Below are 26009 nucleotides of genomic sequence, written 5' to 3'. Positions count from 1 at the left end.
TTGCCCATTACAACCACCGACGCTGTCACACCGCCTCGAACAATTTGCCGCCCGCTGTTTTTGAGAAACGGGCGGCCTAATGCTCCTACGGAACGGTCCAAAAAAACTGGACCACTACACGTGCGCTCCTACAGGTTCGGGGTAGCAACCGAGGTAGGAGCTCACGAGCAGCGCGAGGCAGCGATGGCGATTTGCCTGACACAGCCCGAAACACCCATAAAAAAACCGACTTCAACGAGTCGGTTTTTTATGTTCCGCAAACTGATCAGCCGCGTTGATACACGATTTCCTTGGTGCCGCCCTCACAGCTGCCGACAACTTTCTTGTCGGTCACGCTGCCTTTTTCGACGACTTCAAGCGTGTACGACGTAGCGCCATTTGCTTTGATCTTTGCGTCGATGTCCGCTTTCACGTCATCGCATGACTTGCCAGCCGCCATGGCTGTACCGGCAATGCTCAACAAACCTACCGCCAACAGAAACTTCTTCATTGCTCTCACTCCTTCGTCAGCCAATTCAGGCCACTTGCGCAACGCGCGCGGGGAAGGACCTGAAATACAAGCCACGCCAACGATTTTCGCGACAGCGGGCGGAGGTTATGGCAATCAGCCACCGCAAAAGTTCAGATCGGATCAGCTATTGGCAATACGAAAGCCGACTTTGAGGGTGACTTGATAGTGAGCGACTTTGCCGTCTTCGATGTGGCCGCGGGTTTCGGACACTTCAAACCACTCCATGTGCTTGAGGCTCTTGCTTGCCTCGGCCAGCGCGTTGTTGATCGCATCTTCGATCGTGGTGGTGGACGAGCCAACCAGCTCGACCTTCTTGTACGTATGGTGATCAGTCATGGCAGTTCTCCTAAAGGTCAATACGAGCGTAGCAGTGATGACGCTCCCTAGCTCTGTGGGGAAAATCCGCAGAAAAGTTCAGCCTTTTCCGTAAACGCAACCGCACTTTCTGGAAACGCCGTAGTCGGAATCAACACACGCCACTCACCTTGCAGGAGAAACACCATGGCTAGCAATTCACTCAGTAAAGCCTCGTTGAAAAGCATGGAAGCGGAAATCGAAAGTCTGCTCAAGTCCCTCGAAAGCTTGAAGTCGGACGCTTCGGACGAGTCGCGCAGAACCCTCAAAAGCCTGAAGGCCAATGCTGAAAGCGCGCTGAGCCATTCACGCAGCCTGCTGAGCGACGTTTATGAAGACGTCAAGGTCAAGACTCGCGAAACTAGCGTTGCCACCCGTGACTACGCTCAAGAGCACCCTTGGACCACCGCTGGCGTTGCCGTTGGCGCAGTCGGCCTGCTGGCTGCTTACCTGTTGTGCAAACGCGGTAACTGATTAGTCGCTATTGCGGGTTCCCCGAACGTCTCAGCTCATTTTTTAGCCACTTCGCTAGTGATTGAGCGCGCCCGTCAACGGCACGTTTGGGGACCCACAACGCCAGTCGCGCCGGGGTTTCGCTGAAACCCCACGGCGCGACCAGGCGTCCCGCCTTGAGGTCATCTGCAACCAAAGGTTCAGGTGCAATCGCAATACCCAGGCCCGCCACGGCCGCCTCCAGCAAATAATACAAATGCTCAAACCCTTGCCCGAATCGCAACGCCTGCGCATCGATGCCGTTTTGTTGTGCCCAGCTGGGCCAGGCTTGGGGGCGCGAGGTGGTTTGCAGCAAGGTTTCGCCCAACAACACGTCAGGTCGCGCACCCTGCAAGCGTTCAAAACCTGAGAGACGCGGGCTCAAGACCGGGCCGATACGCTCGCTGACGAGTTCGAAAACCTGCATGTCCGCAGGCCACGGCGGCTCGGCGAAGATCAGTAGTGCGTCCAGTCCTGGCCGACGCGGGTCAAGATCGCCTTCCCCTGCGGACAAGTGCAGGCGCAGATCCGGCAGTTCGGCGTTCAAGCGCCCCAACCGTGGAATGAACCAGCGCGCCAGCAGACTGCCTGAACACCCCAGCACAAAAGGCGCGTCGGCCCCGCCCTGGCTCAGCTCCGCACACACACCGCGCAAGCGGTCGAAGGCATCACTGCTGGCGTCTCTCAGGCGCACGCCTGCATCTGTGAGTTTCAGGCCACGTCCGTCCTTGATAAAAAGCACCACGCCCAAGTGTTCTTCCAGGACTTTCAACTGGCGGCTGACGGCACCGTGGGTCACGTGTAGCTGTTCAGCCGCCTGACTGACGCTGTTAAGGCGGGCCGTGGCTTCGAAGGCACGCAGGGCGTTAAGGGGGGGAAGGTCGCGGCTCATGGTATCTGTGAGTTTTCCTGACAGGTTGCTTCGATCTTATCGGTTTTAATCCTGATTGGCGCTGGTTAAAGTGTGTTCATTGCCGATTCGGCTCACTCAATTCGCTCAACGACCCGGAGGTCCCATGACCCAGTCCAAATTCAGCGCAGGCCCCGACGCAAACGGCCTGTTCGGCTCATTCGGCGGCCGCTACGTTGCAGAAACCCTGATGCCGCTGGTGCTCGACCTGAACCGCGAGTACGAAGCCGCCAAGGCTGATCCGGAGTTCATTGAACAACTGGCCTATTTTCAGCGCGATTACATCGGCCGCCCGAACCCGCTGTATTTCGCCGAACGCCTGACCGAGTTCTGCGGCGGCGCAAAAATCTACTTCAAGCGTGAAGAGCTCAACCACACCGGCGCGCACAAGATCAACAACTGCATCGGCCAGGTATTGCTCGCCAAACGAATGGGCAAAAAGCGCCTGATCGCGGAAACCGGCGCGGGCATGCATGGCGTGGCCACGGCCACCGTTGCAGCCCGTTTTGGCCTGCCGTGCGTGATCTACATGGGCGCCACCGACATCGAGCGCCAACAGGCGAACGTGTTCCGCATGAAGCTGCTGGGCGCTGAAATCGTACCCGTGACGTCCGGCACTGGCACCCTCAAAGACGCCATGAACGAAGCGCTGCGCGACTGGGTGACCAACGTCGATGACACGTTCTACCTGATCGGCACTGTGGCCGGTCCACACCCGTACCCCGCCATGGTTCGTGATTTCCAGTCGATCATCGGCAAGGAAACCAAAGCGCAGATGCAGGAGAAGGAAGGCCGCCTGCCGGACAGTCTCATCGCCTGCGTTGGCGGCGGCTCCAATGCCATGGGCTTGTTCCATACGTTCCTGGATGACTCCAGCGTGGACATCATCGGCGTCGAAGCCGGTGGTCACGGCGTAGACACGGACAAACACGCCGCCAGCCTGAACGGCGGTGTTCCGGGCGTGCTGCACGGCAATCGCACGTACCTGCTGCAAGACACCGACGGCCAGATCACTGACGCGCACTCCATTTCTGCCGGTCTGGACTACCCAGGCATTGGCCCGGAGCACGCTTACCTGCATGAAGTGAAGCGTGTCGAATACGTCAGCATCACCGATGAAGAAGCCCTTGAAGCGTTCCATCATTGCTGCCTGCTCGAAGGCATCATCCCGGCGCTGGAAACCGCACACGCCCTGGCCGAAGCCATGAAGCGCGCCCCCAAACTGCCAGCCGATCACCTGATGGTGGTGTGCCTGTCAGGCCGTGGCGACAAAGACATGCAAACCGTCATGAACCACATGGCCGCCGCTGAAAAAAATCAGGAGATCCTGGCATGAGCCGTCTCGAACAACGCTTTGCCCAACTGAAAACCGAAGGCCGCGCCGCACTGGTGACGTTCATCACCGCAGGCGATCCTGGCTATGACACGTCGCTGAAAGTGCTCAAGGGCTTGCCGGCGGCGGGCGCGGACGTGATCGAGCTGGGCATGCCCTTCACCGATCCGATGGCAGACGGCGTGGCCATTCAGCTCGCAACACTGCGCGCTCTGGATGCCGGTCAGACGCTGCCCAAAACCCTGCAGATGGTTCAAGAGTTCCGGGTAGACGACCAAACCACGCCAATCGTGCTGATGGGTTACTACAACCCGATCCATCGTTTCGGCGTAGAAGCCTTTGTCGCGGCGGCCAAGGAAGCGGGTGTCGATGGTCTGATCATCGTTGACCTGCCACCTGAGCATGATGCAGAACTGGCCACCCCGGCGCAGGCGTCCGGCATCGACTTCATTCGCCTGACCACCCCCACCACCGATGACGCACGCTTGCCACGTGTTCTGGAACGCAGTTCCGGGTTCGTCTATTACGTTTCGGTGGCGGGCGTCACCGGCGCGGGTTCGGCGACTACCGCCCATGTGGAAGGCGCCATCGAACGCCTGCATCGCCATACCAGCCTGCCGATTTGCGTCGGCTTCGGCATCCGCACGCCTGAGCAGGCGGCCGCGATTGCCCGCCTGGCCGATGGTGTTGTCGTGGGTTCGGCACTGGTTGATCAGATTGCCAACGCCGCTTCGCAAGAGCAGGCGGTGGACGGCGTATTGAGCTTGTGCGCCGCGCTGTCGCAAGGCGTGCGTAACGCTCGAATCAGTTGAAGGTAAAGTTCCTGATACAAAGGAATCAACGGTCTGGCGCAGGTTCCAAGTAGTCAGGCAAAGGGGTTCATGACTGATGTCGTGAACCCCTTTTTGCTGAATTGAATTATTCAGGAGCAACACATGAAACTGCCGAACCGTTTGATTGCTGGGCTGGGCATCTTGATGATCAGCGCCAGTCCGCTGTTGCAAGCCGCACCGCCCGATCAGCTCGGTGACCAGGACAATAACCGTCCAGACCAGCAACAGGGGCAGGGGCCAGGTCAAGGTCAAGGTCAAGGTCAAGGTCAAGGTCAAGGGCCGCAGAACAATGGCGGTCACGATCGGGGCAATGGAAAAAACAACGGCAACGGCATGAACAACGGTGGCAACGGCAACCGTCCGCAGCAGCAGGCGCATCAGGACAACCGTGGCGGTAATCGTCCGCCTCAGAACTTCGATAACGTGCGCCACACCATTCAACAGAACCGTGACGTGATTGGCCGCGGCCAGCCGCTGCCACCAAACGTGCATATCGTCAAAGGCCGCCCGTTGCCGCGCGGCTACGGCAAACGCCTTGACGCACGTTCGCTGCAGCACTTGCCGCACTATGACGGCTACGAATGGCGTCGCACCGGTACCGATATCGTGCTGATCGCCGTGGGCACCGGGATCGTCTACGCGATTCTGGATGGTGTGCTGAATTGATCATCTGATACCTGTTGGAGGCGTGCCCGCGAACCGATCAGGCTGACGACATAGTCGTCTGACCTGACGCTTTCGCGGGCAAGCCTCGCTCCAACAGAGTTCTGTCTCAGCGCTTGAACATTCCCACATCCAAAGGCCGCACGGCGCCCATCCATATGGCGTGCTCGGTATGATCGGCCAGATCATTGCCGGTCAGTGGATGAACCAGCACCACCAGCCCCTGGCGATTGAGCGACAGCCACAGCATGAGATCGGCGAATTGCCAGTGGTCGAAGGCCAACTGGCAGCTCCAGTCGACATGCGGCCCCACCAGACGCTCGTGAATCCTGCCCATCTTCGCACCGTACTGCTCGGCGGCCGACTCGCATAAGGCCCGCGCTTGCTCGATGGTGTGCGCGTCGAAATAAACGTGGGCGTGATAACTCTGGATTTCTCGCATTGCCTGAGGCCTCTCCCGTCGAATTGGCTGAACGCTGGCTGGCACTGGAAGTCTGAATCTTTGCAAGAGTTATCCACAGACCTGGATCAATTCCGATGAAGAATGCAGAGACGCCCGTCACAAAAATTGCCCTGTTCGGCGCGATCAGCAGCCTGGGCAGCGCACTCATGGCAGAAATGTTGCGCCGTCAGCATGAAGTCATCGCCATCGTTGACGACTTGAACGCCCTCGCGCCGCGCCCTGGCTTGCGTACAAAGACAGGCAGCCTGTTCGATGCCGAACGTGTCAGCGAAAGCATAGCGGGCAGCTCAGCCGTGATTTGCCTGCTGGACGCCAACGTCCTGCCGGTGGGCGCAGAACATGACCGGCCTGCCGACGATCTGAATCTGCACGAACAAACCCTCGCCACTCAAACCCTGCTCGCGTGTATGCAGCGCATGGACGTGAAACGCCTGATTCTGGTTGGCGATTTTGCGGGCCTCGACGACTCGACGCCCATGTCCCGAGCCCTGCGGGAAAGCCCGCTGGACTGGACACTGGTCAACGCACCTCAAGGCGTCGCGGGCCTGAGCATCGAGCATTTCAGCCAGACCAGCACCAGCCTCGAACCCGGCCTGGCAGAACCACTGGAACGCCTGGCCCGAGTTGCGGCAGGGATTGCCGATGAGTTGAGGCTGAATCTGCATGTGCGGGAGTTGGTGAATTTTGTGGTGTGATCGGTCCAGCCTCACACCGCAATCGAAGGCAACGGCCTGCCCGGCAATCCATCGCCGCTTTGCGCCTGTTCACTCGCCAGCCAGTCCACGAACTGCTGAACGATTTGCACACGGCGTTTGCGTTGCGGCAGTACGACGTAATAACCAAAACCGGATATCGCCGATTGCGCGATGGGGCGGCAGAGCAGTCCTTGGTCCAACAGGGCGTCTACGAGGTGACGCCAGCCGATAGCCACGCCTTGACCCGCGATGGCCGCCTGGATCAGCAGCGTGTAGTTGTCGAACCGTAGCTGGCCGGGGGCCGGGGCCTGCGGGATGTTGAGGGCGCGGAATACGCCGGCCCAGTCGAACCAATTGCTGCTGCCTTCGCCGCGCAGGTGCAGCAACGGAAACTCGCGTAATACCTCGATGGACAAGGGCGGTTCGCGGCCTGCCAAGAGTTGTGGACTGCAGACCGGAAAGACTTCCTCATTGAACAGCCACCGGCTTTCGCCTTGCTTGAAACGCCCGTCGCCAAACAGAATCGCCACGTCGATATCGGCGCGCAACATGCTGTGGCTGCGCTCGCTGGTGACAAGGCTGACGTCCACGTCGGGGTTGGCCTTGTGGAACCGGTGCAGGCGCGGCATCAGCCAATAAGCGGCAAAGGCGAAGTCTGTAGCGACCTGCAACACCTCGTGTTGGCTCTGATGAGTGATGGCGACCAGACCGCTGTCCATGGACTGCAATCCGGTCTGTACATGGCTGAACAGCACCTCGCCCGCTTCCGTCAGCTCGATGCCGCGATAGATACGGTCAAACAGCCGCGTCGCCAGTTGCTCTTCCAGACGCTTGATCTGCTGGCTGACGGCGGGCTGGGTTGTGCCCAGTTCGATGGCGGCAGCGGTAAAACTGCGTAAACGGGCCGCAGCCTCGAACGCGCGCAACAGATCCAGCGACATCTCCCCGAGGGTTTCAAACATAAGCTGTGCTTATCCTAGGTATTGCCTTGTGTGGGCTTTACCATAAACCCCAGGGGTCCCATCCTCAAGCGCAGCTCTTTCGCATAACTATTCACTATGGGGCGCCGCACACTACATGAAGCGCAAAAACATACTGTTCATCATGGCCGATCAAATGGCCGCGCCGATGTTGCCGTTCTACGCGCCATCTCCCGTCAAAATGCCCAACCTGAGCCGCCTTGCCGCTGAGGGCGTGGTGTTCGATGCCGCGTATTGCAACAGCCCGCTGTGCGCACCCTCACGCTTCACGCTGGTAAGCGGCCAACTGCCGAGCAAGATCGGCGCCTACGACAATGCAGCCGACTTCCCGGCGGATGTACCGACTTACGCCCATTACCTGCGCCGCCTGGGCTATAAAACGGCGCTGTCCGGCAAGATGCACTTCTGCGGCCCGGACCAACTGCACGGCTACGAAGAACGTCTGACCAGTGATATTTACCCGGCCGACTACGGCTGGACAGTGAATTGGGATGCGCCGGATGTGCGCCCGACCTGGTATCACAACATGGCGTCGGTGCTGCAAGCCGGACCGTGCGTGCGCACCAATCAGCTGGATTTCGACGAAGAAGTGGTCTTCAAGGCCCAGCAGTATTTGTTCGATCATGTGCGCAACGATGCCGATCAGCCGTTCTGCCTGACCGTGTCCATGACCCATCCCCACGACCCGTACACCATCCCGAAGCCGTTCTGGGACCTGTACCGCGACGACGATATCCCGCTGCCGGATTACCAGCCTGATCAAGCCGATCAGGACCCGCACTCCCAACGCCTGATGAAGGTCTATAACCTGTGGGACAAACCGCTGCCGGACGACAAGATTCGCGATGCGCGGCGGGCGTATTTCGGGGCGTGCAGCTACATCGACAGCAATGTCGGCAAGCTGATGCAAACCCTTGAGGAGGTCGGGCTGGCTGACGACACCATCGTTGTGTTCTCCGGCGATCACGGCGACATGCTGGGCGATCGCGGGCTCTGGTACAAAATGCACTGGTTCGAGATGTCGGCGCGGGTGCCGATGCTGATTTACGCGCCCGGCCAGTTCAAGCCCGGCCGTGTCAGCGCGGCGGTTTCCACGGCCGATTTGTTGCCGACGTTCGTGGCCATGGCCGAAGGCGAGCTCAATGAGGGTTTGCCACTGGATGGCCGCTCCTTGCTCCCGCATCTGCTGGGCGAGGGCGGCCACGATGAAGTGTTTGGCGAATACATGGCCGAGGGCACCAACAGCCCGCTGATGATGATTCGTCGCGGCGCTTACAAATTCATCTATTCGGAACAGGACCCGTGTCTGCTGTTCGATGTGCATAACGATCCACAAGAACGGGAAGAGCTGAGTCAGTCGGCCGCTCATCAACAACTGTTCACTGAATTCCTGGCCGAAGCGCGGGCCAAATGGGATATACCGGCGATACACCAACAGGTGCTCGCCAGCCAACGCCGGCGGCGCTTTGTCGCTGAGTCGCTGGCACTCGGCAAGCTGAAGAGTTGGGATCACCAGCCGCTGGTAGACGCCAGTCAGCAGTACATGCGCAACCATATCGATCTGGACGATCTGGAGCGCAAGGCACGTTATCCACAACCTTGACCCTGCCCAATAACCAGAACCTAGGGGAAGTTTATGAAAACGTTATCCACAACACTTGCGATGGGCGTCCTGGCTTTAAGCAGCTGGTCGGCGTTAGCCGACGATCAGCGTTGCAGCACCGTGAAGATGGCGGACCCCGGCTGGAGCGATATCGCTGCAACCAACGCGATCGCGGGGTTCCTGCTCGACGGCATGGGCTACAAGGCCAAAGTCGATACGCTGGCAGTGCCCATTGCCTACGGAGGCCTCAAGGATGGGCAGATGGATGTCTTCCTGGGTAACTGGATGCCTGCACAACAGGGCTTCTACGACAAGTTCATCGCAACCGGCGACGTCACGCAACTGACGAAAAACCTCGAAGGCACCGAGTTCACTCTGGCCGTGCCGGATTACGTCTGGAACGCGGGTGTGCATAACTTTGCCGACCTGAGTAAGTTCGCTGACAAGTTCGACAAGAAGGTCTACGGCATCGGTTCCGGCGCGCCAGCCAACCTGTCGATTCAGGAAATCATCAAAAAGAACGAGTTTGATCTGGGCGGCTGGAAGCTGGTGGAGTCCAGCGAACAGGCGATGCTGGCCGAGGTTCAGCGCAACGTGAAGCGCGAAAAATTCGTGGTCTTTCTGGGCTGGACGCCGCACCCCATGAACGTGCAGATCAAAGGCATGCATTACCTCAAGGGCGGCGAGAAATACTTCGGCGACACCGGCTCGGTCTACACGCTGACCCGCAAAGGCTATGCCGCCGCCTGCCCGAATGTCGGCAAGCTGCTGACCAACCTGACGTTCACGCAAGACATGGAGAACAGCATCATGTCTGACGTGACCGACAACAAAGTCACCAACGCCGCGGCCGCAAAGGCCTGGATCAAGGCCAACCCGGCCGTGCTGGACAAATGGCTTGATGGCGTAAAAACCATTGATGACAAGGATGCGTTGGCGGCGGTGAAGGCGAAGCTGTAAAAAGCCTGGAAGTTCACATTGTGGGACCGGCTTCCGCCGGTCCCGCGCTGTCATTTCCAGGTCTGATGTTGCAGCTTGATCGACAACACCGCACCCTTACGCCCTGCACACACGTTCGAAGAGAGTTTCATGGGTTGGCTCAACCGCCATACATTCCTGCCTTTTCTGGCCTGGCTCCCCCGACAGACCCGCGCCAGCGTGGGGCGCGATGCGCTGGTGGGGTTGAGCGGGGCGATTCTGGCCCTGCCGCAATCCATCGCTTACGCCCTGATCGCCGGGCTGCCTCCCGAATACGGTCTGTACGCCGCCATCGTTCCCGTGTTGATCGCGTGTCTGTGGGGCTCGTCCTGGCATTTGATCTGCGGCCCGACCGCGGCCATTTCCATTGTGCTGTACGCCAGCATCAGCCCCTTGGCGATGCCCGGGAGTCAGGACTACATCTCGCTGATTCTGTTGCTGACCTTCATCGCCGGTGTATTTCAGCTCTTGTTGGGCATGGTGCGCTTTGGTGCGCTGGTCAATTTCGTCTCCCATTCCGTGGTCCTGGGTTTCACCCTCGGCGCGGCGGTGGTCATTGCCCTGGGGCAAATGCCGAACCTGATGGGCATTGATCTGCCCAGCCAGACGACGGCGCTCAAAAGCCTGACGGGCTTGCTGGAGCATCGGGGCGAACTCGACCATGCTTCGCTGATTCTCGGCTTGCTGACCCTGGCCCTGGGCGTTGGCCTCAGGATTGTGGTGCCACGCTGGCCCACCCTGCTGATTACCCTGGTGATGGCCAGCCTGCTGGTCTGGCTGTGGCCCGCGATGTTCGGCCATGTCAAAACTGTCACCGCGTTCGTGGGTCACCTGCCGCCGTTCAGCCCGCTGCCACTGGACCTGGAACTGATCCTTAAATTGCTGCCGACAGCGGTTGCCGTGGGCATGCTCGGTCTGGTGAACAGCCTGTCGATTGCCCGCTCGTTGTCGGCGCGCTCCCAGCAGTTGATCAATGCCAATCAGGAAGTTCGTGCCCAAGGGCTGTCGAACATGGTCGGTGCGCTGTTCTCCGGTTATCTCTCGGCCGGGTCGTTTACCCGTGCAGCTCTGAGCTTCGAGGCGGGTGCAAAATCGCCTCTGGCCGGCGTGTTTTCCGCCCTGTGGGTCGCGCTGTTCGCTGTTGCCGGGGCTTCGTTGATTGCCCACATTCCGATCCCGAGCATGGCGGCGTCGATCCTGTTGATTTGCTGGGGGCTGATTGATCGGCGCGGCATTCGGGCGTTGTTCCGGGTCAGCCGTGCGGAGTTTCTGGTCATGACGCTGACGTTTCTCGCCACCTTGCTGCTGGAGCTGCAAACGGCTATCTATGCGGGTGTGCTGGCTTCGCTGTTTTTCTACCTCAAGCGAACTTCACAGCCGCGGGTGCAGCAATGGCGCGATGGCGATGAAGACATCATGCGCGTGGGCGGCTCGATTTTTTTCGGGGCCAGCCACTACTTGCAGACGCGCCTGCAACGCACCGAAGGCAAACATGTGGTCATCGATGCGCAGCAGATCAATTTCATCGACTATTCCGGCGTCGAAATGCTGCACCAGGAAGCCCGCCGCCTGCGCATTCAGGACCGCACCCTGACCTTGCGGCGCGCGCGGCCGCAAGTCATCGAAGAGCTGCAAAAGCTGGAAGGGGCGGACAACTGCCCGATTTTGTTCGAGGACTAGCGCTGTGAACTCAAACCGCCAACTGACGCCGCATTTCGGCCAGCACCGGCGCTGAATCAGGGCGCACGCCGCGCCAGAGCAGAAAAGCTTCAGCAGCCTGTTCAACCAGCATGCCCAGGCCATCCACCGACTGCGCGGCGCCATGCTCGGTTGCCCAACGGCAGAACGCCGTGGGTTCCTTGCCGTACATCATGTCGTAGCAAAACGTGTGGCCCGCTTGAATCAGACTTGGGGAAATCGGCGGCAACTCACCGGCAAGGCTTGCGGACGTGGCGTTGATGATCACGTCCACGGACTCTTCCAGCCAGTCGTAACCGCTGGCGAATACCGGACCCAGATCCGCGAACTGTTGCGCCAGTTGCTCGGCTTTCTCAACAGTGCGATTGGCAACGACCAGCACGGCAGGGCGTTCGGCGAGCAACGGCTCAAGCGCACCGCGCACGGCACCGCCAGCGCCCAGCAACAGTATGCGCTTGCCCCGCAGGCTGATGCCGCAGTTGACGGTCAAATCTCGAACCAGTCCCGCGCCGTCGGTGTTATCGCCCAGCAAGGTGCCATCCGCCAGCTTGCTCAAGGTATTGACCGCACCGGCGCGCTGAGCACGCCGGGTCAGGCTGTCAGCCATGCGGAAAGCTTCTTCCTTGAACGGCACCGTGACATTGGCCCCTCGCCCCTCCTGGAAAAAGGTCTGGGCGAACGCCGTAAAATCATTGAGCGGCGCAAGCGCGGTCCGGTAATCCAGCACCTGCCCGGTCTGCTCGGCGAACAGGCTGTGGATCAGCGGGGATTTGCTGTGGCCTATCGGGTTGCCGAAGACGACGTAGTGGTCCATTGGTATTCCTGAGCACATAACTTTTTGTTTAACCACTGAACCCGTTGGAGCGAGCGGGCGTGTCCTGGCCAGATAGCTGACGGCCGGATGATGAGCCCTGGCTGACGATAATCCGTGGGAGCGTGGCTTGCCCGCGAATCGATTTCACATTCTACGTAGCCGTCGCCTGCCTTGACTTGCCCGCGAGCAAAGAATCTCCAACAGCGTTAAATCAACCCAACGCCAACCAGTCCCGATCCTGCAGGAAATATTCGGTCAGACGCGCTTCTTCGCTGCCGGGCGCGGCTTTCCAGTCGTAGCCCCAGCGCACTTGCGGCGGCAGCGACATCAGGATGGACTCGGTACGCCCGCCTGATTGCAGGCCAAACAACGTGCCACGGTCGTAAACCAGGTTGAATTCCACATACCGGCCACGGCGGAATTCCTGAAACTCGCGCTGCTGCACCGTGTAGGCGGCGGCCTTGCGGCGGCGCACGATGGGCAGGTAAGCGTCGATATAGGCATCACCAATGGCGCGGATGAAGGCGAAGCTGGTGTCGAAATCCCATTCGTTCAAGTCATCGAAAAACAGGCCGCCGATACCGCGCGGTTCATGGCGATGCTTGATGTGGAAATAGGTGTCGCACCAGGCTTTGTAGCGTGGGTAAACATCGGCCCCGAACGGTGCGCAGGCTTTTTCGGCCACGCGGTGCCAATGCACGCAATCTTCCTCAACGCCGTAGTAAGGGGTCAGGTCGAAACCGCCGCCGAACCACCAGACCGGTTCTTCGCCTTCTTTTTCAGCGATGAAAAACCGCACGTTGGCGTGGGACGTCGGTACGTGCGGGTTGTGCGGATGAATCACCAGGGAGACGCCCAGTGCCTCGAAACCACGGCCGGCCAGTTCCGGCCGATGAGCGCTGGCCGAAGGCGGCAGGCCGCTGCCGAACACGTGGGAGAAGTTCACGCCGCCTTTCTCGATGACCGCGCCATTCTCGATCACACGGGTCCGACCGCCGCCGCCCGCAGGCCGCGTCCAGGCATCTTCGACAAAGTGCGCGCTGCCGTCTTCGTGCTGCAAGGCGGCACAAATTCGGTCCTGCAAATCGAGCAGGTAGGCTTTGACAGCGTCGGTGCGGGTAGTAGGCATGTCGATCCCTTTAAACTGGCTGCAAACGACTGAGCGCCCGTTCTGAAAGGGCCACAGCGAAATTGGGGCGTAGCATACCACTGGCCTGCCAGGCGCCGCAGTTGACGAGGATCAGGTGAAGGAGTCCGATAGGCCCTTCAGATTCTCGTTTCGATTCATTACGGAGAGAGCACATGGCAAAGCGTGTCCAGTTCAGCACCACCGGCGGCCCGGAAGTTCTTGAGTATGTGGACTTCGAACCCGCCGAGCCAGGCCCACAACAGGTACGTGTGCGCAACAAGGCCATCGGCCTGAATTTTATCGACACCTACTACCGCAGCGGGTTGTATCCGGCGCCGTCGATGCCATCGGGCCTGGGCACGGAGGGGGCCGGTATCGTCGAGGCGGTGGGCAGCGAGGTCGCCCGCTTCAAGGTGGGCGACCGCGTGGCCTATGGCACAGGCCCGCTGGGCAGTTACAGCGAGTTGCACACCTTGCCCCAGGATAATCTTGTACACCTGCCCCAGGCCATCAGCTTCGAACAGGCGGCTGCCGTGATGCTCAAGGGTTTGACGGTGCAGTATCTGCTGCGCCAGACCTACGAGGTTAAATCCGGTGACATTATCTTGTTCCACGCCGCGGCCGGTGGCGTCGGCTCGTTGGCCTGCCAATGGGCGAAATCCTTGGGCGCCCAACTGATCGGCACGGTCAGCTCGGCTGAAAAAGCCGCCCACGCCAAAGCCCTCGGCGCGTGGGAAACCATCGACTACAGCAAGGAAGATGTCGCCAAGCGCGTGCTGGAACTGACTGACGGCAAAAAATGCCCGGTGGTGTACGACGGCGTCGGGCAGGACACCTGGCTGACGTCACTGGATTGCGTCGCGCCCCGTGGTTTGCTGGTCAGCTTCGGCAATGCGTCCGGGCCGGTGGCCGGGGTCAACCTGGGAATTCTCGCGCAGAAGGGCTCGCTCTATGTGACCCGCCCGACGTTGGGCAGCTACGCCAACAACGCCGACAACCTGCAGCGCATGGCTGACGAGCTGTTCGGGATGGTGTCCAGCGGCAAGCTGAAGGTCGACGATATCCAGCAATACGCCCTCAAGGAGGCCGCCAAGGCGCAGATCGAACTGTCGGGCCGCCGCACGACTGGCTCGACTATTCTGGTGCCTTGACGGGGTTGCTACCCCGAACCTGTAGGAGCGCACGGAGGTTACGACGCCCGCGAAGCGATGTGTCAGGCAAACGCCTATCGCTGCCTCGCGCTGCTCGTGAGCTCGGTGATCACTTTACCCGCGAGCGGTTTCCGCCAGGATTTCATACGAGCGCAAACGATCAGCGTGGTCGTACATGTCGCAGGTGAAAATCAGCTCGTCGGCGTCGGTCTGCTCCAGAAGCACGTCCAGCTTGGCGCGGATTTTTTCCGGGCCGCCGACCATGGCAAGTCCCAGGAAATCACCCACTGCTTCGCGCTCGTGGGGCAACCACAAACCTTCCATGCTCTTGACGGGTGGACGCTGCAGCAAGGACTGGCCACGCATCAGCGCCAGGATGCGTTGATACACCGAGGTGGCCAGATATTCGGCGTGCTCGTCGGTGTCAGCGGCCGCCAAGGGAATTCCGAGCATCACGTAAGGCTTGTCCAGCACGGCTGAAGGCTGGAAGTGATTGCGATAGACCCGAATCGCTTCGTGCATGTAGCGCGGGGCGAAGTGCGACGCGAAGGCGTAGGGCAAACCGCGTTGCCCGGCCAGTTGCGCGCTGAACAGACTCGAACCCAGCAACCAGATCGGCACATTGGTGCCCGAACCCGGCACCGCGATAACCCGTTGGTCCGGTGTGCGCGGGCCCAGGTAGGCCATCAGCTCGCTCACGTCTTGCGGAAAATCGTCGGCGCTGCCGGAGCGCTCGCGACGCAGGGCGCGAGCGGTCATCTGATCGGAGCCGGGTGCGCGGCCCAGACCGAGATCGATGCGACCCGGATACAGGCTCGCCAGGGTGCCGAACTGCTCGGCAATCACCAGTGGCGCGTGATTGGGCAACATGATGCCGCCCGCGCCCACCCGAATCGTCGAGGTGCCGCCCGCCAGATAGCCCAGCAGCACGGCCGTGGCGGAACTGGCGATGCCGTCCATGTTGTGGTGCTCGGCTACCCAGAAACGGTTGTAACCCAGTTTTTCGACGTGCTGCGCCAGATCAAGCGAATTGCGCAGTGATTCTGCGGGGCCTTTGTCGTGGCGCACAGGCACCAGGTCGAGGGTCGAGATTTTTACATCGGCTAGACGTTTCATAGGCCGCTACATCTCCTCATCAGTGGTTTTGCAGGCTTGGCCCATTGACGAGCGCGGATGACCCAAAACCTACAGCTGTGACAGAAAATGAGGGCGTATAGCTGAGATTCAATGCCCCGACAGGAAATATCCTACTAATCACGTAGGTTTTTCTTCCGGGTTGAACTTTATAAAGCTGACTATCCTCAGAACCTTCATCCATGTGCGAAACCTCGCACGCACCCATGAGGAGACATCATGAGCATTGTCAAGAAAGCATCCGCCCATTGGGAAGGTGATCTGAAAACCGGTATCGGCAGCATTTCGACTGAAACCGGTGTTCTGCGCGAAGCGCCTTATGGCTTCAAGGCCCGTTTCGAAGGCGGCAAAGGCACCAACCCTGAAGAATTGATCGGCGCAGCCCACGCTGGCTGCTTCTCCATGGCACTGTCGATGATCCTGGGCGGCGAAAACCTGACCGCAGACAGCATCGACACCACCGCTGATGTCACTCTGAATCAGATCGAAGGCGGTTTCGAGATCAGCGCCGTCCACCTGACGCTCAAGGCTAAAGTGCCTGGCGCGACCCAAGAGCAGTTCGACAGACTGACTACAATGGCCAAAGAAGGCTGCCCGGTTTCCAAGGTTCTGAACGCAAAAATCACCCTGGACGCCACGCTGGTCAGCTAAAGGACACCGTTACGCCCGAATGACCCGCCCGGATTTTACCGGACGGGTCATTTTTTTTAGCCCTCGACATCCAGCATCCAGTGGCGGCGCACTTGCCGACGCTGCCAGTAGGAATTGTACTGTCGGCTCTCGCGGGTTCTGGCAACCAGCTCGCAGCCGCCCTCCTCGGCGACGCCCAGCCTGAACTCTCGCGTTGCACCGATGGCGTCTTTGTCCGAGCCATAGAAGGCAATCACGCGGACTTCAAGGCCGGTGAATGTCCACCCCTCGCCCGGTAAGTGGCCCTTCATGGGTATTGAGTGGAGGCAGGCCGCACGCTGAATCAAGGTACCGAATGTGCCGATGTGGGTGAAATCCCCGGTTCTCAGCGGACCCTGGCGAGTGGCGTCATGCAGCACCAGGTCCTGGTCGATTTCGCCCTTGCTCTCTTCGCGAATGTCCGTGACGTCGCAGCACAACCGGCCCTGGTTGGTATCGAGCAACAGCACGATCTGATTGATGAAGATCGGCTCGGCGCTCATGTTGCTGATCAGGCACAGCGAACCGATCCCCTTGCCGGCGCCCCGGTTGATGATGATGCGCGGCTGGCGCTGGCGGCGGTAATTGTTCAATAGCAACTGTGCATACAGCACCCAGACAATCAGCGTACCGATGCTGATCATGACCGTCAGAGCGTCTTTGTATTGGATGACCCACTGGATAAAAGAAGAATTCATTAAAGCTCGCTGTCAGATGATCGTTTCGGTCTGATAGACCAACCGGTCAGAAGTTCGACCCGCGCGATCAACGTGTGGCGAACTAGCAGGTGCCATCACAGGTCTATGGAGCACTGCAGTGCTGGCGCGGTAATCTGCCGGGTGTCCGCTGCGGACGAATCGAAGGAGTCGAGCATGAAGCGTTTTGCATTAGCCGTGATAGGGACCGCAATGGCCACGAGTGTCCTGGCGGCGCCTAAGTCCTGCGAAGAACTCAAGGCCGAGATCGAAGCCAAGGTTCAGGCCAATAACGTCAGCTCCTACACGCTGGAAATCGTCAGCAATGAAGACGTTCACGATCAGAATATGGTCGTTGGCACCTGCGAAAACGGCACGAAAAAGATCATCTACCAGAGAAATGACCGCTGACAGTGCGCTAGATGCAGTGCGCCTCGCTTTGCTCCACGAGCTCCTGGCGCTGAGCGTCATATAACCAGGCGGTGATTGAATTGTTCAGCGAGCGAACTTCGATCATGTAGCGCTGCCCGGCGGCGAAGTGGTCGTAGGTGAGTTCGATGTAGCAGGTGCGCTCCGTGAAATCGTCGCTCATGGCACTGAAACCACCGTAATTGATTTCATAGTCATAGCGCACCTGAAGCGCGTGACGGCCGGGCGATACCTGAAAGTAGCGCCCGTCGTAGGTGGTTTCGCCGTCGACTTTGTCGGCCATCACCATCTTGCCGGTGAGGGTTCGCATGTCTACCCAGGCTTGCTGCGGGTCCACGGTCGGTAACGGGCCGGTGCAACCGGCCAAGGCAGCCAGGGCGAGGATGATCGATAAGTAGCGCATGGTGGGCTCCACATGGACCGGCAGCGATGACAGTTGCGCGAAGGCGGTGCTGTCCGGCATAACGCTTTATGTTTTGGATGTTAAGGCGATCTATGCCAAGTATTACCGCTTTGCGCCTTGTGCGCAGCCTGCCGTTGCTGGTGTTTCTGTTGCTCGGTGGTTGCTCCAGCGTCAGCTATTACGACCAGTTGGTGGAAGGCCAGTTGCAGTTGCTACGCGCCCGGCAGCCGGTGGCGGAGGTGATCGCTGACCCGACGCGCAGCCCGCGCCTGCGTCAGCTTCTGGTTCATTCCCAGCAAGCCCGCACCTTTGCCAGCCGCGAACTGCACCTGCCGGACAACCGCAGCTATCGACTCTATGCCGACCTGGGGCGCCCGTATGTGGTCTGGAACGTGTTCGCCACCGGGGAGTTTTCCCTGGACCCGGTGACCCATTGCTTCCCGATTGCCGGCTGTGTGGCCTATCGCGGCTATTACAGCGTGGGCGGTGCACGGGGCGCGGCGGCGTTGCAGCGTCAGGCGGGCCAGGACGTTTACATCAGCGGTGTCGAGGCTTATTCGACCCTGGGCTGGTTTGACGATCCGATCCTCAGTTCGATGCTGAATTGGGGTGATGAACGGCTGGCAACGTTGATCTTCCACGAGCTTGCGCACCAACGGTTCTACGTCAAGGACGACAGCGAATTCAACGAGTCCTTCGCCACCTTCGTCGAACAGGAAGGCACTCGCCAATGGCGCGCCGCACGCGGCTTGCCCGCCGAGAGCCTGTCACAGTCCCGGCAGCGCGATCAGTTCACTCGCCTGGTGCTCGACACTCGGGAGCAGTTGAAGCAGCTGTACAGCCAGTCCTTGAGCGCCGAGCAGATGCGTCAGGGCAAAGCATTGGCGTTTGAAACGCTGCGCCGCCAATACCGCACGCTGCGGGACACGCAATGGGCGGGCGACAAGCGCTATGACGCCTGGATCAACGCCCCGCTCAATAATGCCAAACTGCTGCCTTTCGGGCTTTATGACCAATGGGTGCCCGCGTTTGAAAGGTTGTTCAAACAGGTCGGCAGGGATTGGTCGGCGTTTTATGTTGCGGTGGAGCGTTTGGGCAAGTTGCCGATTGCAGAGCGCAAGGCGGCACTGGAAAGGCTGTCCCGGACCGATTGACAGCGCCCACAAAAAAGCCGCTCGGGGTCAGGCATCCTCGAGCGGCTTCTTGATGCTGCGGATGTCAGCTTATTTCAGGCCGGACATCTTCTGAATGGCGCCTTTGAGCTCGTCATCCGAGCAGTCAGCGCAGGTGCCTTTGGGTGGCATTGCGTTGATACCGGTGATGGCCTTGGCCAGCAATCCGTCCAGGCCACCCTGGGCATCGGCGCGGGTCTTCCAGGCGGCTGCGTCGCCTATTTTCGGTGCGCCGAGCAGGCCGGTGCTGTGGCACGCGTTGCAGTGCTTGGCGATGACGTCATCCGGGGATTTGGCACCGCCACCACCCGCTGACGCCACAACGTCCATCCCTGCGCACTCTTTGCCCTGAACGCAGACCTGGCCCACCGGCTCCAGCCGTTTGGCAATTTCATCATTGGTCGCTGCCTGAGCGTTGAACGCCCAAAAAGCCAACGTGGCAGCAACTGCCAGAATCTTATTAGTTAGGTTCACGCTTACACCCTCATGGTGACTATTCACGCCCGCGGCCACGGTTTTAGCAGGCGGGCGCAAGTATAGCGTTTAGCCTGTCAGTCCGAAACACCCTTAGTAGAAGAAGGGTTATTCCCTGGCAGTCTAGCGTTTCAGGCGTTTTGACGCTTGGCCGCGGCTGCGGGGCGCTTCACGCTCTCTGGTCAAAAATTGGCCGGTGTAGCTGCGCTGATTAGTCGCGCCGGAACGTCGAACGGGTTACGAAAACGATGGGGCTTGGTGCTCTCGAAATAGTAACTGTCGCCTGCTTCGAGGATGTACGTATCCAGGCCGACCACCAGTTCCAGTCGTCCTTCAAGGAGAATGCCGGTTTCTTCACCTTCATGAACAAGCATCTCCATGCCGGTATCGGCACCGGGAGGATAGATCTCGTTCAGAAAGGCGATGGAGCGGCTCGGGTGCGCTTTGCCCACCAGTTTCATGGTCACCGCGCCGTCCGAGATATCAATCAGCTCGTTGGCTTTATAGACCACTTGCGTCGGGTTTTCTTGTTCGAGCTCTTCGGAAAAGAACTCCACCATGGACATCGGAATACCGCTGAGCACTTTTCGCAGTGAACTGATCGACGGGCTTACACTGTTTTTTTCGATCATGGAAATGGTGCTGTTGGTCACGCCTGCCCGTTTGGCGAGTTCGCGCTGGGACAGGCCCTTGAGTTTACGAATGGATTGCAGTCGTTCACCGACGTCCAATGCGGCATTCCTCCTAATTCAGTCAGGTAAAGGTCGAGATGAACGCCATGATGGCAACAGCGTTCAGTATTTACAACACTTCGACCGGCAACGGGCTGGATGAGGAGACTGGCGGCCACCAGGGGCCGCAGGGTGAATGCTGGAAAGAAGCCGTCAGGCCCCGGAATAGAGCCTTGGCACGCGGCGCAGGTTGCAGAAAATCCGATAGGGGATGGTGCCGGCGCGGGCCGCCACGTCGCTGGCCAGAACCTGTTTGCCCCACAACTCGACCCGGCTGCCCAGACCTGCTTGAGGCAGATGGGTCAGGTCAACGCAAAGCATGTCCATGGACACGCGACCCAGCAACTGGCTTGGCTGACCGTCGATCCACACCGGTGTGCCAGTGGGTGCCTCGCGTGGATAACCGTCGGCATAGCCCATCGCAACCACGCCGACGCGGCTGGCGCGCTCGGTGACAAACGTAGCGCCATAGCCGACCGGTTCACCGGCGGGCAATTCACGCACGCAGATGATTTTGGACTCCAGGGTCATGACCGGTTGCAACTGATCTGCCAGGGCGTTGGGCTGATCGAACGGCGTCGCGCCGTACAGCATGATGCCGGGACGCACCCAGTCGCTGGGGATATTCGGCCAGCCGAGCAAGGCGGGCGAGTTGCGCAGGCTGATCTCGGCCGCCAGACCCTGGCGCGCCGCCTCGAATACCGCGACTTGCGCCTCGCTGCACGGGTTGTTCAGCTCGTCGGCGCGGGCGAAGTGGCTCATCAGCACGATTTTCGCCACTTTGCCGCTGGCCAGCAGGCGCAGATAAGCCGCGCGTAAATCCGTGGGGTGCAGGCCAACGCGATGCATGCCCGAGTCCAGCTTGAGCCAGACAATGATCGGCTTGCGCAACGTCGCCTGTTCGATGGCTTCAAGCTGCCACAGCGAATGCACTACGCACCACAGGTCATGCTCGACGATCAGCGCCAGTTCGTCGGCCTCGAAGAAGCCTTCCAGTAACAGGATCGGCGCACGAATGCCTGCCTCGCGCAGTTCCAGCGCTTCTTCGATACAGGCCACGGCAAAGCCGTTCGCTTCGGCTTCCAGAGCCTGGGCCACTTTTACCGCGCCATGCCCATAAGCGTCGGCCTTGATCACCGCGAGCGCCTTGGCTCCCGAGGATTGGCGGGCCAGCTGATAGTTATGACGCAGGGCTTGAAGATCGATTAAGGCACGGGCTGGACGCATGATCGGGATCTGACAGTAGGTTGGGTTAAGGCTGTTGGGATTTATGGCTTACGGCAGCGCGGCAACCACTGACAACTCAACCAGAATTTCCGGCTCGCAGAGCTTGGCTTCCACCGTGGCACGTGCGGGCGCAACACCTCTGGGCAGCCAGGCATCCCAGACGCTGTTCATCCCGGCGAAATCAGCGTCGATGTCTTTCAGGTAGATCGTCACCGACAAGATGCGGCTTTTGTCGGTACCGGCCAGCTCCAGCAAGCGCTCGATGCTGCCGAGGGTCTCGCGGGTCTGTTGCTCGATCCCGGCAGTCATGTCGTCGCCCACCTGCCCGGACAAATACACGGTGCGGTTGTGGACCACGATCTGGCTCATGCGCTCGTTAGTGAGCTGGCGCTGGATTGACATGTTTTGCGATCTCCTTGGTATTGCCATAACGGGAAATATCGAGGCCGGCGGCACTGATCTGCGGCGTCTTGCGCGAGATCAGATCCGCCAGCAAACGGCCGGAACCGCAGGCCATCGTCCAGCCCAGCGTGCCGTGGCCGGTGTTGAGGAACAGGTTGCTGAACGGCGTGGCGCCTACAATCGGCGTGCCGTCCGGTGTGGTCGGACGCAGGCCCGTCCAGAAGCTGGCCTGGGTCAGATCACCTCCCCGAGGATAGAGGTCGCCGACGATCATCTCCAGGGTTTCGCGCCGACGCGGATTGAGCGACAGGTCGAAACCGGCGATTTCGGCCATGCCACCCACGCGGATGCGGTTGTCGAAACGGGTGATCGCCACCTTGTAGGTTTCGTCCAGAATGGTCGAGGTCGGTGCCATGGCCGGGTCGGTGATCGGTACGGTCAACGAATAACCCTTGAGGGGGTAAACCGGCGCCTTGATCCCCAGCGGCTTGAGCAACTGAGGCGAATAACTGCCCAGCGCCAGCACGTAGCGGTCAGCGGTTTCCAGTTTGCCGTCGATCCACACACCGTTGACGCGGTTGCCCGCGAAATCGATCCGTTCGATGGACTGATTGAAGCGGAATTCGACGCCCAGGTTCACGGCCATCTCGGCCAGACGGGTCGTGAACAACTGGCAATCGCCGGTCTGGTCGTTCGGCAGGCGCAGCGCGCCAGCCAGGATATTCGTCACGCTGGCCAAGGCCGGTTCGACCCGGGCGATGCCGGCGCGGTCGAGCAATTCGTAGGGCACGCCGGACTGTTCGAGAACGGCGATGTCCTTGGCAGCGTTATCCAGTTGCGCCTGGGTGCGGAACAACTGGGTGGTGCCCAGGGTACGGCCTTCGTACGCGATACCGGTTTCGGCGCGCAGCTCATCGAGACAGTCACGGCTGTACTCGGACAGGCGAACCATGCGCTCTTTATTCACCGCGTACCGGCTGGCTGTGCAGTTGCGCAGCATTTGCGCCATCCACAGGTATTGGTCGATATCGGCGGTGGCCTTGATCGCCAGAGGCGCGTGGCGCTGCAGCAACCATTTCATGGCCTTGAGCGGCACACCCGGCGCAGCCCACGGCGACGCATAGCCAGGGGAAACCTGACCGGCGTTGGCGAAACTGGTTTCCATGGCCGCAGCCGGCTGACGGTCGACCACCGTAACGTCAAAACCCGCACGCGCCAGATAATAGGCACTTGTCGTACCGATCACACCACTACCAAGGACCAGAACGCGCATGTCGATGACCTCATCGCGGATATCCGCTGACGTTTTGAAGTTTTAAGCAAGGATGTGCGCAGTATATGCAGCATCAGGCAGTGCTTTTCACCATATAAACGCCTATATTCGGCAGTAATTACCGGTAAAAAACGCTTTGGTAGAGGGGTTTTCCCTTGCGCACGGAACATCAGTCAAAACGCGAGCTGGACAAGATCGACCGCAACATTTTGCGCATCCTTCAGGCCGATGGCCGCATCTCGTTCACCGAGCTGGGCGAACGTGTCGGTTTGTCCACCACGCCCTGCACAGAGCGGGTCCGTCGACTGGAGCGTGAAGGCATCATCATGGGTTACAACGCCCGCCTTAACCCTCAAGCGCTGAAGGCCAGCCTGTTGGTATTTGTCGAGATTAGCCTGGATTACAAATCCGGCGACACCTTCGAAGAATTCCGTCGCGCCGTGCTGAAACTGCCTCATGTGCTGGAATGCCATCTGGTATCGGGCGACTTCGATTATCTGGTCAAGGCACGCATCTCGGAAATGGCGTCTTATCGCAAGCTGCTGGGCGACATCCTGCTGAAACTGCCCCATGTGCGTGAGTCCAAGAGCTACATCGTGATGGAAGAGGTGAAAGAAAGTCTGAATTTGCCGATTGCGGAGTAGAACGCGAGCGAAGCGACGGGTGAACCGATCCCCGAAAGTTGGACGGTCTTGTCAGGCGGTTCGCGGCTGGGTTCTATAGGCGTTCGCACGAGGGTGTGAAGGTCCCGCGACCTGATCAGTTCACAGGGTTATGGCGCGAGCGCGCTCTTTTTCTGTGGGTGGCGCGTATCGAAGCCTTACACCAACACCTGCCGCGTCGAAGCCATGTAGTCGAACACCTGCTTCTCGGCCCGGGGATGGATCATCTCCACCGGCCGCCTTCCGTTGGGGCATTGCAGGGTCGGCGTGGTGCCGAACAAGCGGCAAATCAGCGGTCGCTCGTCGTAAACCGTGCAGCCATGGGGGCCCAGGTGCACGCAGTTGAGTTCGTCCATGGCCGCTTCCTGCTCGGCGGCGGTCTTGCGCGGCAAGCGGGCCATCTCCTCCGGCGACGTCGTCACCGGTCCACAGCAGTCATGACAGCCAGGCACGCACTCGAAAGAGGGGATCTGCTGGCGCAGCGCGCGGATTTTCTGACTGTTGCAGCTCATTGGATCGACTATCCCGTGTGAATGGCCTCGATTTTGCCTCAGTTGCCCGTCGCAATACAGCGCCGCCGGACCGATCCTTGCTCGTTGCGAAGTCGGCGGCTTATCCTCCGTGAAGTATTTCAAACACAGCCAACGGAACCTTCCCATGGATGCCCGCGCTCAATCCTGTGCCACGAACTCTGAACATGCCGCTTCCTATTACGCTGCCAGCAGTCATCCGCAACCGGATCATCCGACGCTGCAAGGCGAGGTTCGGGTGGATGTGTGCGTCGTGGGCGGCGGGTTTTCCGGGCTCAACACCGCCATCGAACTGGCCGAGCGCGGGCTCAGCGTTGCGTTGCTGGAGGCGCACAAGATCGGTTGGGGTGCCAGCGGGCGCAATGGCGGTCAGCTGATTCGTGGCGTCGGGCACGACCTTGAGCAGTTCACCCAGGTGGTGGGTGTCGAGGGCGTGCGCCAACTCAAGCTGATGGGGCTTGAGGCCGTTGAGATCGTTCGCCAGCGTGTCGAGCGTTATGCCATCGACTGCGATCTGACCTGGGGTTATTGCGATCTGGCCAACAAGCCCCGTGATCTGGCAGGCCTGGCCGAAGACGCACAAGAACTGCGCGACCTCGGGTACCGTCACCCCTTGCAACTGCTGCAAGCGGACGAAATGCACCGCGTTGTGGGTTCTGACCGGTATGTCGGCGGGATGATCGACATGGGGTCCGGGCATTTGCATCCTTTGAATCTGGCACTGGGCGAAGCCGCGGTGGCGCAGTCTCTGGGTGTTCAATTGTTCGAACACTCGGCGGTGACCCGGATTGACCATGGGCCGCAAGTCACCGTCCACACCGCACAAGGTTCGGTGTCTGCCAAAACGCTGGTGTTGGCCTGCAATGCTTACCTGAACGGCCTGAACCCGCAGCTCAGTGGCAAAATCCTGCCCGCTGGCAGCTACATCATCGCCACTGAACCCTTGAGCGAAGCGCAGGCCCACGAACTTTTGCCGCAGAATATGGCGGTCTGCGACCAGCGCGTCACCGTGGATTACTTCCGGTTGTCGGCGGATCGGCGTTTGCTGTTCGGGGGCGCCTGTCATTACTCCGGACGTGATCCAAAAAACATCGCTGCTTATATGCTGCCCAAGATGCTTGAGGTTTTCCCCCAGCTCGCCGGGGTGAAGATCGATTATCAATGGGGCGGCATGATTGGCATTGGTGCCAACCGCCTGCCGCAGATCGGCAAACTGGCAGATCAGCCCAATGTGTTTTACGCCCAGGCGTATGCCGGACACGGCGTGAACGCCACCCATCTGGCCGGCAAGTTATTGGCCGAAGCCATCGCCGGGCAGCACAGCGATGGCTTCGAGTTGTTCGCCAAAGTCCCCCACATGACCTTCCCCGGCGGCAAGCATCTGCGCTCGCCTTTACTGGCACTGGGGATGTTGTGGCACCGGTTGATGGAGTTGCGCTGAAATAAACTCAGCCTGTTGGAGCGAACGGGCGGCGTTCCGACTTGCCCGCGAAGGCGATACTTCCGACGCAAGATCTGTATCAGAGGCCCCGCCCGCGAACATGGAATCTCCAACGAGTCTTGCTCATTCCCGCCAGAACGGTTTCAACCCTTCTGGCCAG

Annotated in this window: 30 protein-coding genes; 14 read left to right on the top strand and 16 right to left on the bottom strand. The window is 59.9% G+C overall.

All coding sequences use genetic code 11. The annotated features are described in order from the left end of the window. Positions 1-265 precede the first annotated feature (265 nt). Together ACP7B0_RS22505 and ACP7B0_RS22500 are read right to left on the bottom strand one after the other, a co-directional pair. Positions 266-490 (bottom strand): DUF1161 domain-containing protein, encoded by a 225-nt coding sequence (locus tag ACP7B0_RS22505; RefSeq protein ID WP_426143911.1) that lies wholly within the window; start codon positions 488-490, stop codon positions 266-268. A gap of 141 nt (positions 491-631) precedes the next feature. After that, a complete protein-coding gene (locus tag ACP7B0_RS22500; protein ID WP_426143910.1) occupies positions 632-847 on the bottom strand; it encodes a dodecin in 216 nt (71 codons plus the stop codon). Between the two features lie 165 nt (positions 848-1012). Between ACP7B0_RS22500 and ACP7B0_RS22495 the strand changes: the two genes are divergently transcribed. Further along, the gene (locus tag ACP7B0_RS22495; protein WP_020291998.1) at positions 1013-1339 is read left to right on the top strand and encodes a DUF883 family protein; all 327 of its coding nucleotides are present in this window, start codon (positions 1013-1015) and stop codon (positions 1337-1339) included. Positions 1340-1346: 7 nt separating this feature from the next. Here ACP7B0_RS22495 and ACP7B0_RS22490 read toward each other — a convergent pair whose 3' ends face one another. Beyond that, on the bottom strand, positions 1347-2249 hold the full coding sequence (locus ACP7B0_RS22490; protein ID WP_426143909.1) for a LysR family transcriptional regulator: 903 nt from the start codon (positions 2247-2249) through the stop codon (positions 1347-1349). 124 nt (positions 2250-2373) lie between these two features. On the opposite strand from ACP7B0_RS22490, the gene trpB reads away from it, so the two are divergent. From trpB to ACP7B0_RS22475, 3 genes are all read left to right on the top strand, one after another. Further along, positions 2374-3603, top strand: coding sequence for a tryptophan synthase subunit beta (gene trpB / locus ACP7B0_RS22485; RefSeq protein WP_426143907.1), 1230 nt, complete (start codon positions 2374-2376; stop codon positions 3601-3603). Continuing rightward, positions 3600-4412 (top strand): tryptophan synthase subunit alpha, encoded by an 813-nt coding sequence (gene trpA, locus ACP7B0_RS22480; RefSeq protein ID WP_426143906.1) that lies wholly within the window; start codon positions 3600-3602, stop codon positions 4410-4412. The genes trpB and trpA overlap by 4 nt, the downstream gene beginning before the upstream one ends. Before the next feature lie 123 nt (positions 4413-4535). Next, entirely contained in the window at positions 4536-5099 is a 564-nt protein-coding gene (locus tag ACP7B0_RS22475; RefSeq protein ID WP_426143905.1) for an anti-virulence regulator CigR family protein, read from the top strand. Between the two features lie 106 nt (positions 5100-5205). Here the strand turns inward: ACP7B0_RS22475 and ACP7B0_RS22470 are convergent, their stop codons facing one another. Further along, positions 5206-5538 carry a DOPA 4,5-dioxygenase family protein gene (locus tag ACP7B0_RS22470; protein ID WP_426143903.1) on the bottom strand — a complete coding sequence of 111 codons (333 nt, stop codon included), beginning with the start codon at positions 5536-5538 and terminating at the stop codon, positions 5206-5208. 95 nt (positions 5539-5633) lie between these two features. On the opposite strand from ACP7B0_RS22470, the gene ACP7B0_RS22465 reads away from it, so the two are divergent. Beyond that, entirely contained in the window at positions 5634-6254 is a 621-nt protein-coding gene (locus ACP7B0_RS22465) for an NAD(P)-dependent oxidoreductase (protein WP_426143902.1), read from the top strand. An 11-nt stretch (positions 6255-6265) separates the two neighbouring features. Here the strand turns inward: ACP7B0_RS22465 and ACP7B0_RS22460 are convergent, their stop codons facing one another. Further along, entirely contained in the window at positions 6266-7216 is a 951-nt protein-coding gene (locus ACP7B0_RS22460) for a choline sulfate utilization transcriptional regulator (protein ID WP_426143901.1), read from the bottom strand. A 115-nt stretch (positions 7217-7331) separates the two neighbouring features. Between ACP7B0_RS22460 and betC the strand changes: the two genes are divergently transcribed. From betC to ACP7B0_RS22445, 3 genes are all read left to right on the top strand, one after another. After that, on the top strand, positions 7332-8837 hold the full coding sequence (betC, locus tag ACP7B0_RS22455) for a choline-sulfatase (protein WP_426143899.1): 1506 nt from the start codon (positions 7332-7334) through the stop codon (positions 8835-8837). Between the two features lie 33 nt (positions 8838-8870). Beyond that, complete coding sequence (gene choX / locus ACP7B0_RS22450) at positions 8871-9797, top strand: choline ABC transporter substrate-binding protein (RefSeq protein WP_426143898.1); 927 nt, start codon at positions 8871-8873, stop codon at positions 9795-9797. A gap of 129 nt (positions 9798-9926) precedes the next feature. Continuing rightward, the gene (locus ACP7B0_RS22445; RefSeq protein ID WP_426143896.1) at positions 9927-11495 is read left to right on the top strand and encodes a SulP family inorganic anion transporter; all 1569 of its coding nucleotides are present in this window, start codon (positions 9927-9929) and stop codon (positions 11493-11495) included. A gap of 10 nt (positions 11496-11505) precedes the next feature. Here the strand turns inward: ACP7B0_RS22445 and aroE are convergent, their stop codons facing one another. Together aroE and hemF are read right to left on the bottom strand one after the other, a co-directional pair. Further along, positions 11506-12327 carry a shikimate dehydrogenase gene (aroE, locus tag ACP7B0_RS22440; protein WP_426143895.1) on the bottom strand — a complete coding sequence of 274 codons (822 nt, stop codon included), beginning with the start codon at positions 12325-12327 and terminating at the stop codon, positions 11506-11508. 211 nt (positions 12328-12538) lie between these two features. Further along, a complete protein-coding gene (hemF, locus tag ACP7B0_RS22435; RefSeq protein ID WP_426143894.1) occupies positions 12539-13456 on the bottom strand; it encodes an oxygen-dependent coproporphyrinogen oxidase in 918 nt (305 codons plus the stop codon). Positions 13457-13629: 173 nt separating this feature from the next. On the opposite strand from hemF, the gene ACP7B0_RS22430 reads away from it, so the two are divergent. Beyond that, entirely contained in the window at positions 13630-14607 is a 978-nt protein-coding gene (locus tag ACP7B0_RS22430) for an NADPH:quinone reductase (protein ID WP_426143893.1), read from the top strand. 114 nt (positions 14608-14721) lie between these two features. On the opposite strand, the gene ACP7B0_RS22425 is transcribed toward ACP7B0_RS22430, so the two are convergent. Then, complete coding sequence (locus tag ACP7B0_RS22425) at positions 14722-15723, bottom strand: LLM class flavin-dependent oxidoreductase (RefSeq protein ID WP_426143892.1); 1002 nt, start codon at positions 15721-15723, stop codon at positions 14722-14724. A gap of 237 nt (positions 15724-15960) precedes the next feature. On the opposite strand from ACP7B0_RS22425, the gene ACP7B0_RS22420 reads away from it, so the two are divergent. Beyond that, positions 15961-16392, top strand: coding sequence for an OsmC family protein (locus ACP7B0_RS22420; RefSeq protein WP_426143891.1), 432 nt, complete (start codon positions 15961-15963; stop codon positions 16390-16392). 56 nt (positions 16393-16448) lie between these two features. On the opposite strand, the gene ACP7B0_RS22415 is transcribed toward ACP7B0_RS22420, so the two are convergent. Next, positions 16449-17108 (bottom strand): hypothetical protein, encoded by a 660-nt coding sequence (locus ACP7B0_RS22415; RefSeq protein ID WP_426143889.1) that lies wholly within the window; start codon positions 17106-17108, stop codon positions 16449-16451. A 174-nt stretch (positions 17109-17282) separates the two neighbouring features. Between ACP7B0_RS22415 and ACP7B0_RS22410 the strand changes: the two genes are divergently transcribed. Next, positions 17283-17516 carry a DUF1161 domain-containing protein gene (locus tag ACP7B0_RS22410; protein WP_426143888.1) on the top strand — a complete coding sequence of 78 codons (234 nt, stop codon included), beginning with the start codon at positions 17283-17285 and terminating at the stop codon, positions 17514-17516. A gap of 7 nt (positions 17517-17523) precedes the next feature. On the opposite strand, the gene ACP7B0_RS22405 is transcribed toward ACP7B0_RS22410, so the two are convergent. Next, positions 17524-17937 (bottom strand): hypothetical protein, encoded by a 414-nt coding sequence (locus tag ACP7B0_RS22405; protein WP_426143887.1) that lies wholly within the window; start codon positions 17935-17937, stop codon positions 17524-17526. Positions 17938-18029: 92 nt separating this feature from the next. On the opposite strand from ACP7B0_RS22405, the gene ACP7B0_RS22400 reads away from it, so the two are divergent. Beyond that, the gene (locus ACP7B0_RS22400; RefSeq protein WP_426143885.1) at positions 18030-19091 is read left to right on the top strand and encodes an aminopeptidase; all 1062 of its coding nucleotides are present in this window, start codon (positions 18030-18032) and stop codon (positions 19089-19091) included. Between the two features lie 69 nt (positions 19092-19160). Here ACP7B0_RS22400 and ACP7B0_RS22395 read toward each other — a convergent pair whose 3' ends face one another. From ACP7B0_RS22395 to dadA, 5 genes are all read right to left on the bottom strand, one after another. Then, positions 19161-19583, bottom strand: coding sequence for a c-type cytochrome (locus ACP7B0_RS22395; protein ID WP_426143884.1), 423 nt, complete (start codon positions 19581-19583; stop codon positions 19161-19163). A gap of 182 nt (positions 19584-19765) precedes the next feature. Next, positions 19766-20314 carry a cupin domain-containing protein gene (locus tag ACP7B0_RS22390; RefSeq protein ID WP_426143883.1) on the bottom strand — a complete coding sequence of 183 codons (549 nt, stop codon included), beginning with the start codon at positions 20312-20314 and terminating at the stop codon, positions 19766-19768. A 153-nt stretch (positions 20315-20467) separates the two neighbouring features. Then, positions 20468-21541: an alanine racemase gene (alr, locus tag ACP7B0_RS22385; protein WP_426143882.1), complete on the bottom strand. Its 1074-nt coding sequence runs from the start codon at positions 21539-21541 to the stop codon at positions 20468-20470. Between the two features lie 48 nt (positions 21542-21589). Next, positions 21590-21943: a RidA family protein gene (locus ACP7B0_RS22380; protein WP_426143881.1), complete on the bottom strand. Its 354-nt coding sequence runs from the start codon at positions 21941-21943 to the stop codon at positions 21590-21592. Continuing rightward, positions 21918-23216: a D-amino acid dehydrogenase gene (gene dadA / locus ACP7B0_RS22375; RefSeq protein ID WP_426143880.1), complete on the bottom strand. Its 1299-nt coding sequence runs from the start codon at positions 23214-23216 to the stop codon at positions 21918-21920. The genes ACP7B0_RS22380 and dadA overlap by 26 nt, the downstream gene beginning before the upstream one ends. Positions 23217-23371: 155 nt before the next feature. Between dadA and ACP7B0_RS22370 the strand changes: the two genes are divergently transcribed. Further along, the gene (locus ACP7B0_RS22370) at positions 23372-23860 is read left to right on the top strand and encodes an Lrp/AsnC ligand binding domain-containing protein (protein ID WP_020291984.1); all 489 of its coding nucleotides are present in this window, start codon (positions 23372-23374) and stop codon (positions 23858-23860) included. Between the two features lie 176 nt (positions 23861-24036). Here the strand turns inward: ACP7B0_RS22370 and ACP7B0_RS22365 are convergent, their stop codons facing one another. After that, on the bottom strand, positions 24037-24390 hold the full coding sequence (locus tag ACP7B0_RS22365; protein ID WP_426143879.1) for a YkgJ family cysteine cluster protein: 354 nt from the start codon (positions 24388-24390) through the stop codon (positions 24037-24039). A gap of 145 nt (positions 24391-24535) precedes the next feature. Here ACP7B0_RS22365 and ACP7B0_RS22360 point away from each other — a divergent pair, with 145 nt between their 5' ends. Next, on the top strand, positions 24536-25849 hold the full coding sequence (locus tag ACP7B0_RS22360) for an NAD(P)/FAD-dependent oxidoreductase (protein WP_426143878.1): 1314 nt from the start codon (positions 24536-24538) through the stop codon (positions 25847-25849). Positions 25850-26009 lie beyond the last annotated feature (160 nt).

The sequence above is a fragment of the Pseudomonas sp. DWP3-1-2 genome, assembly GCF_049896285.1.
GTDB lineage: Bacteria > Pseudomonadota > Gammaproteobacteria > Pseudomonadales > Pseudomonadaceae > Aquipseudomonas.
The sequence above is the reverse complement of the archived record's forward strand: the minus strand, read 5'-3'. Positions and strand labels throughout refer to the sequence as shown.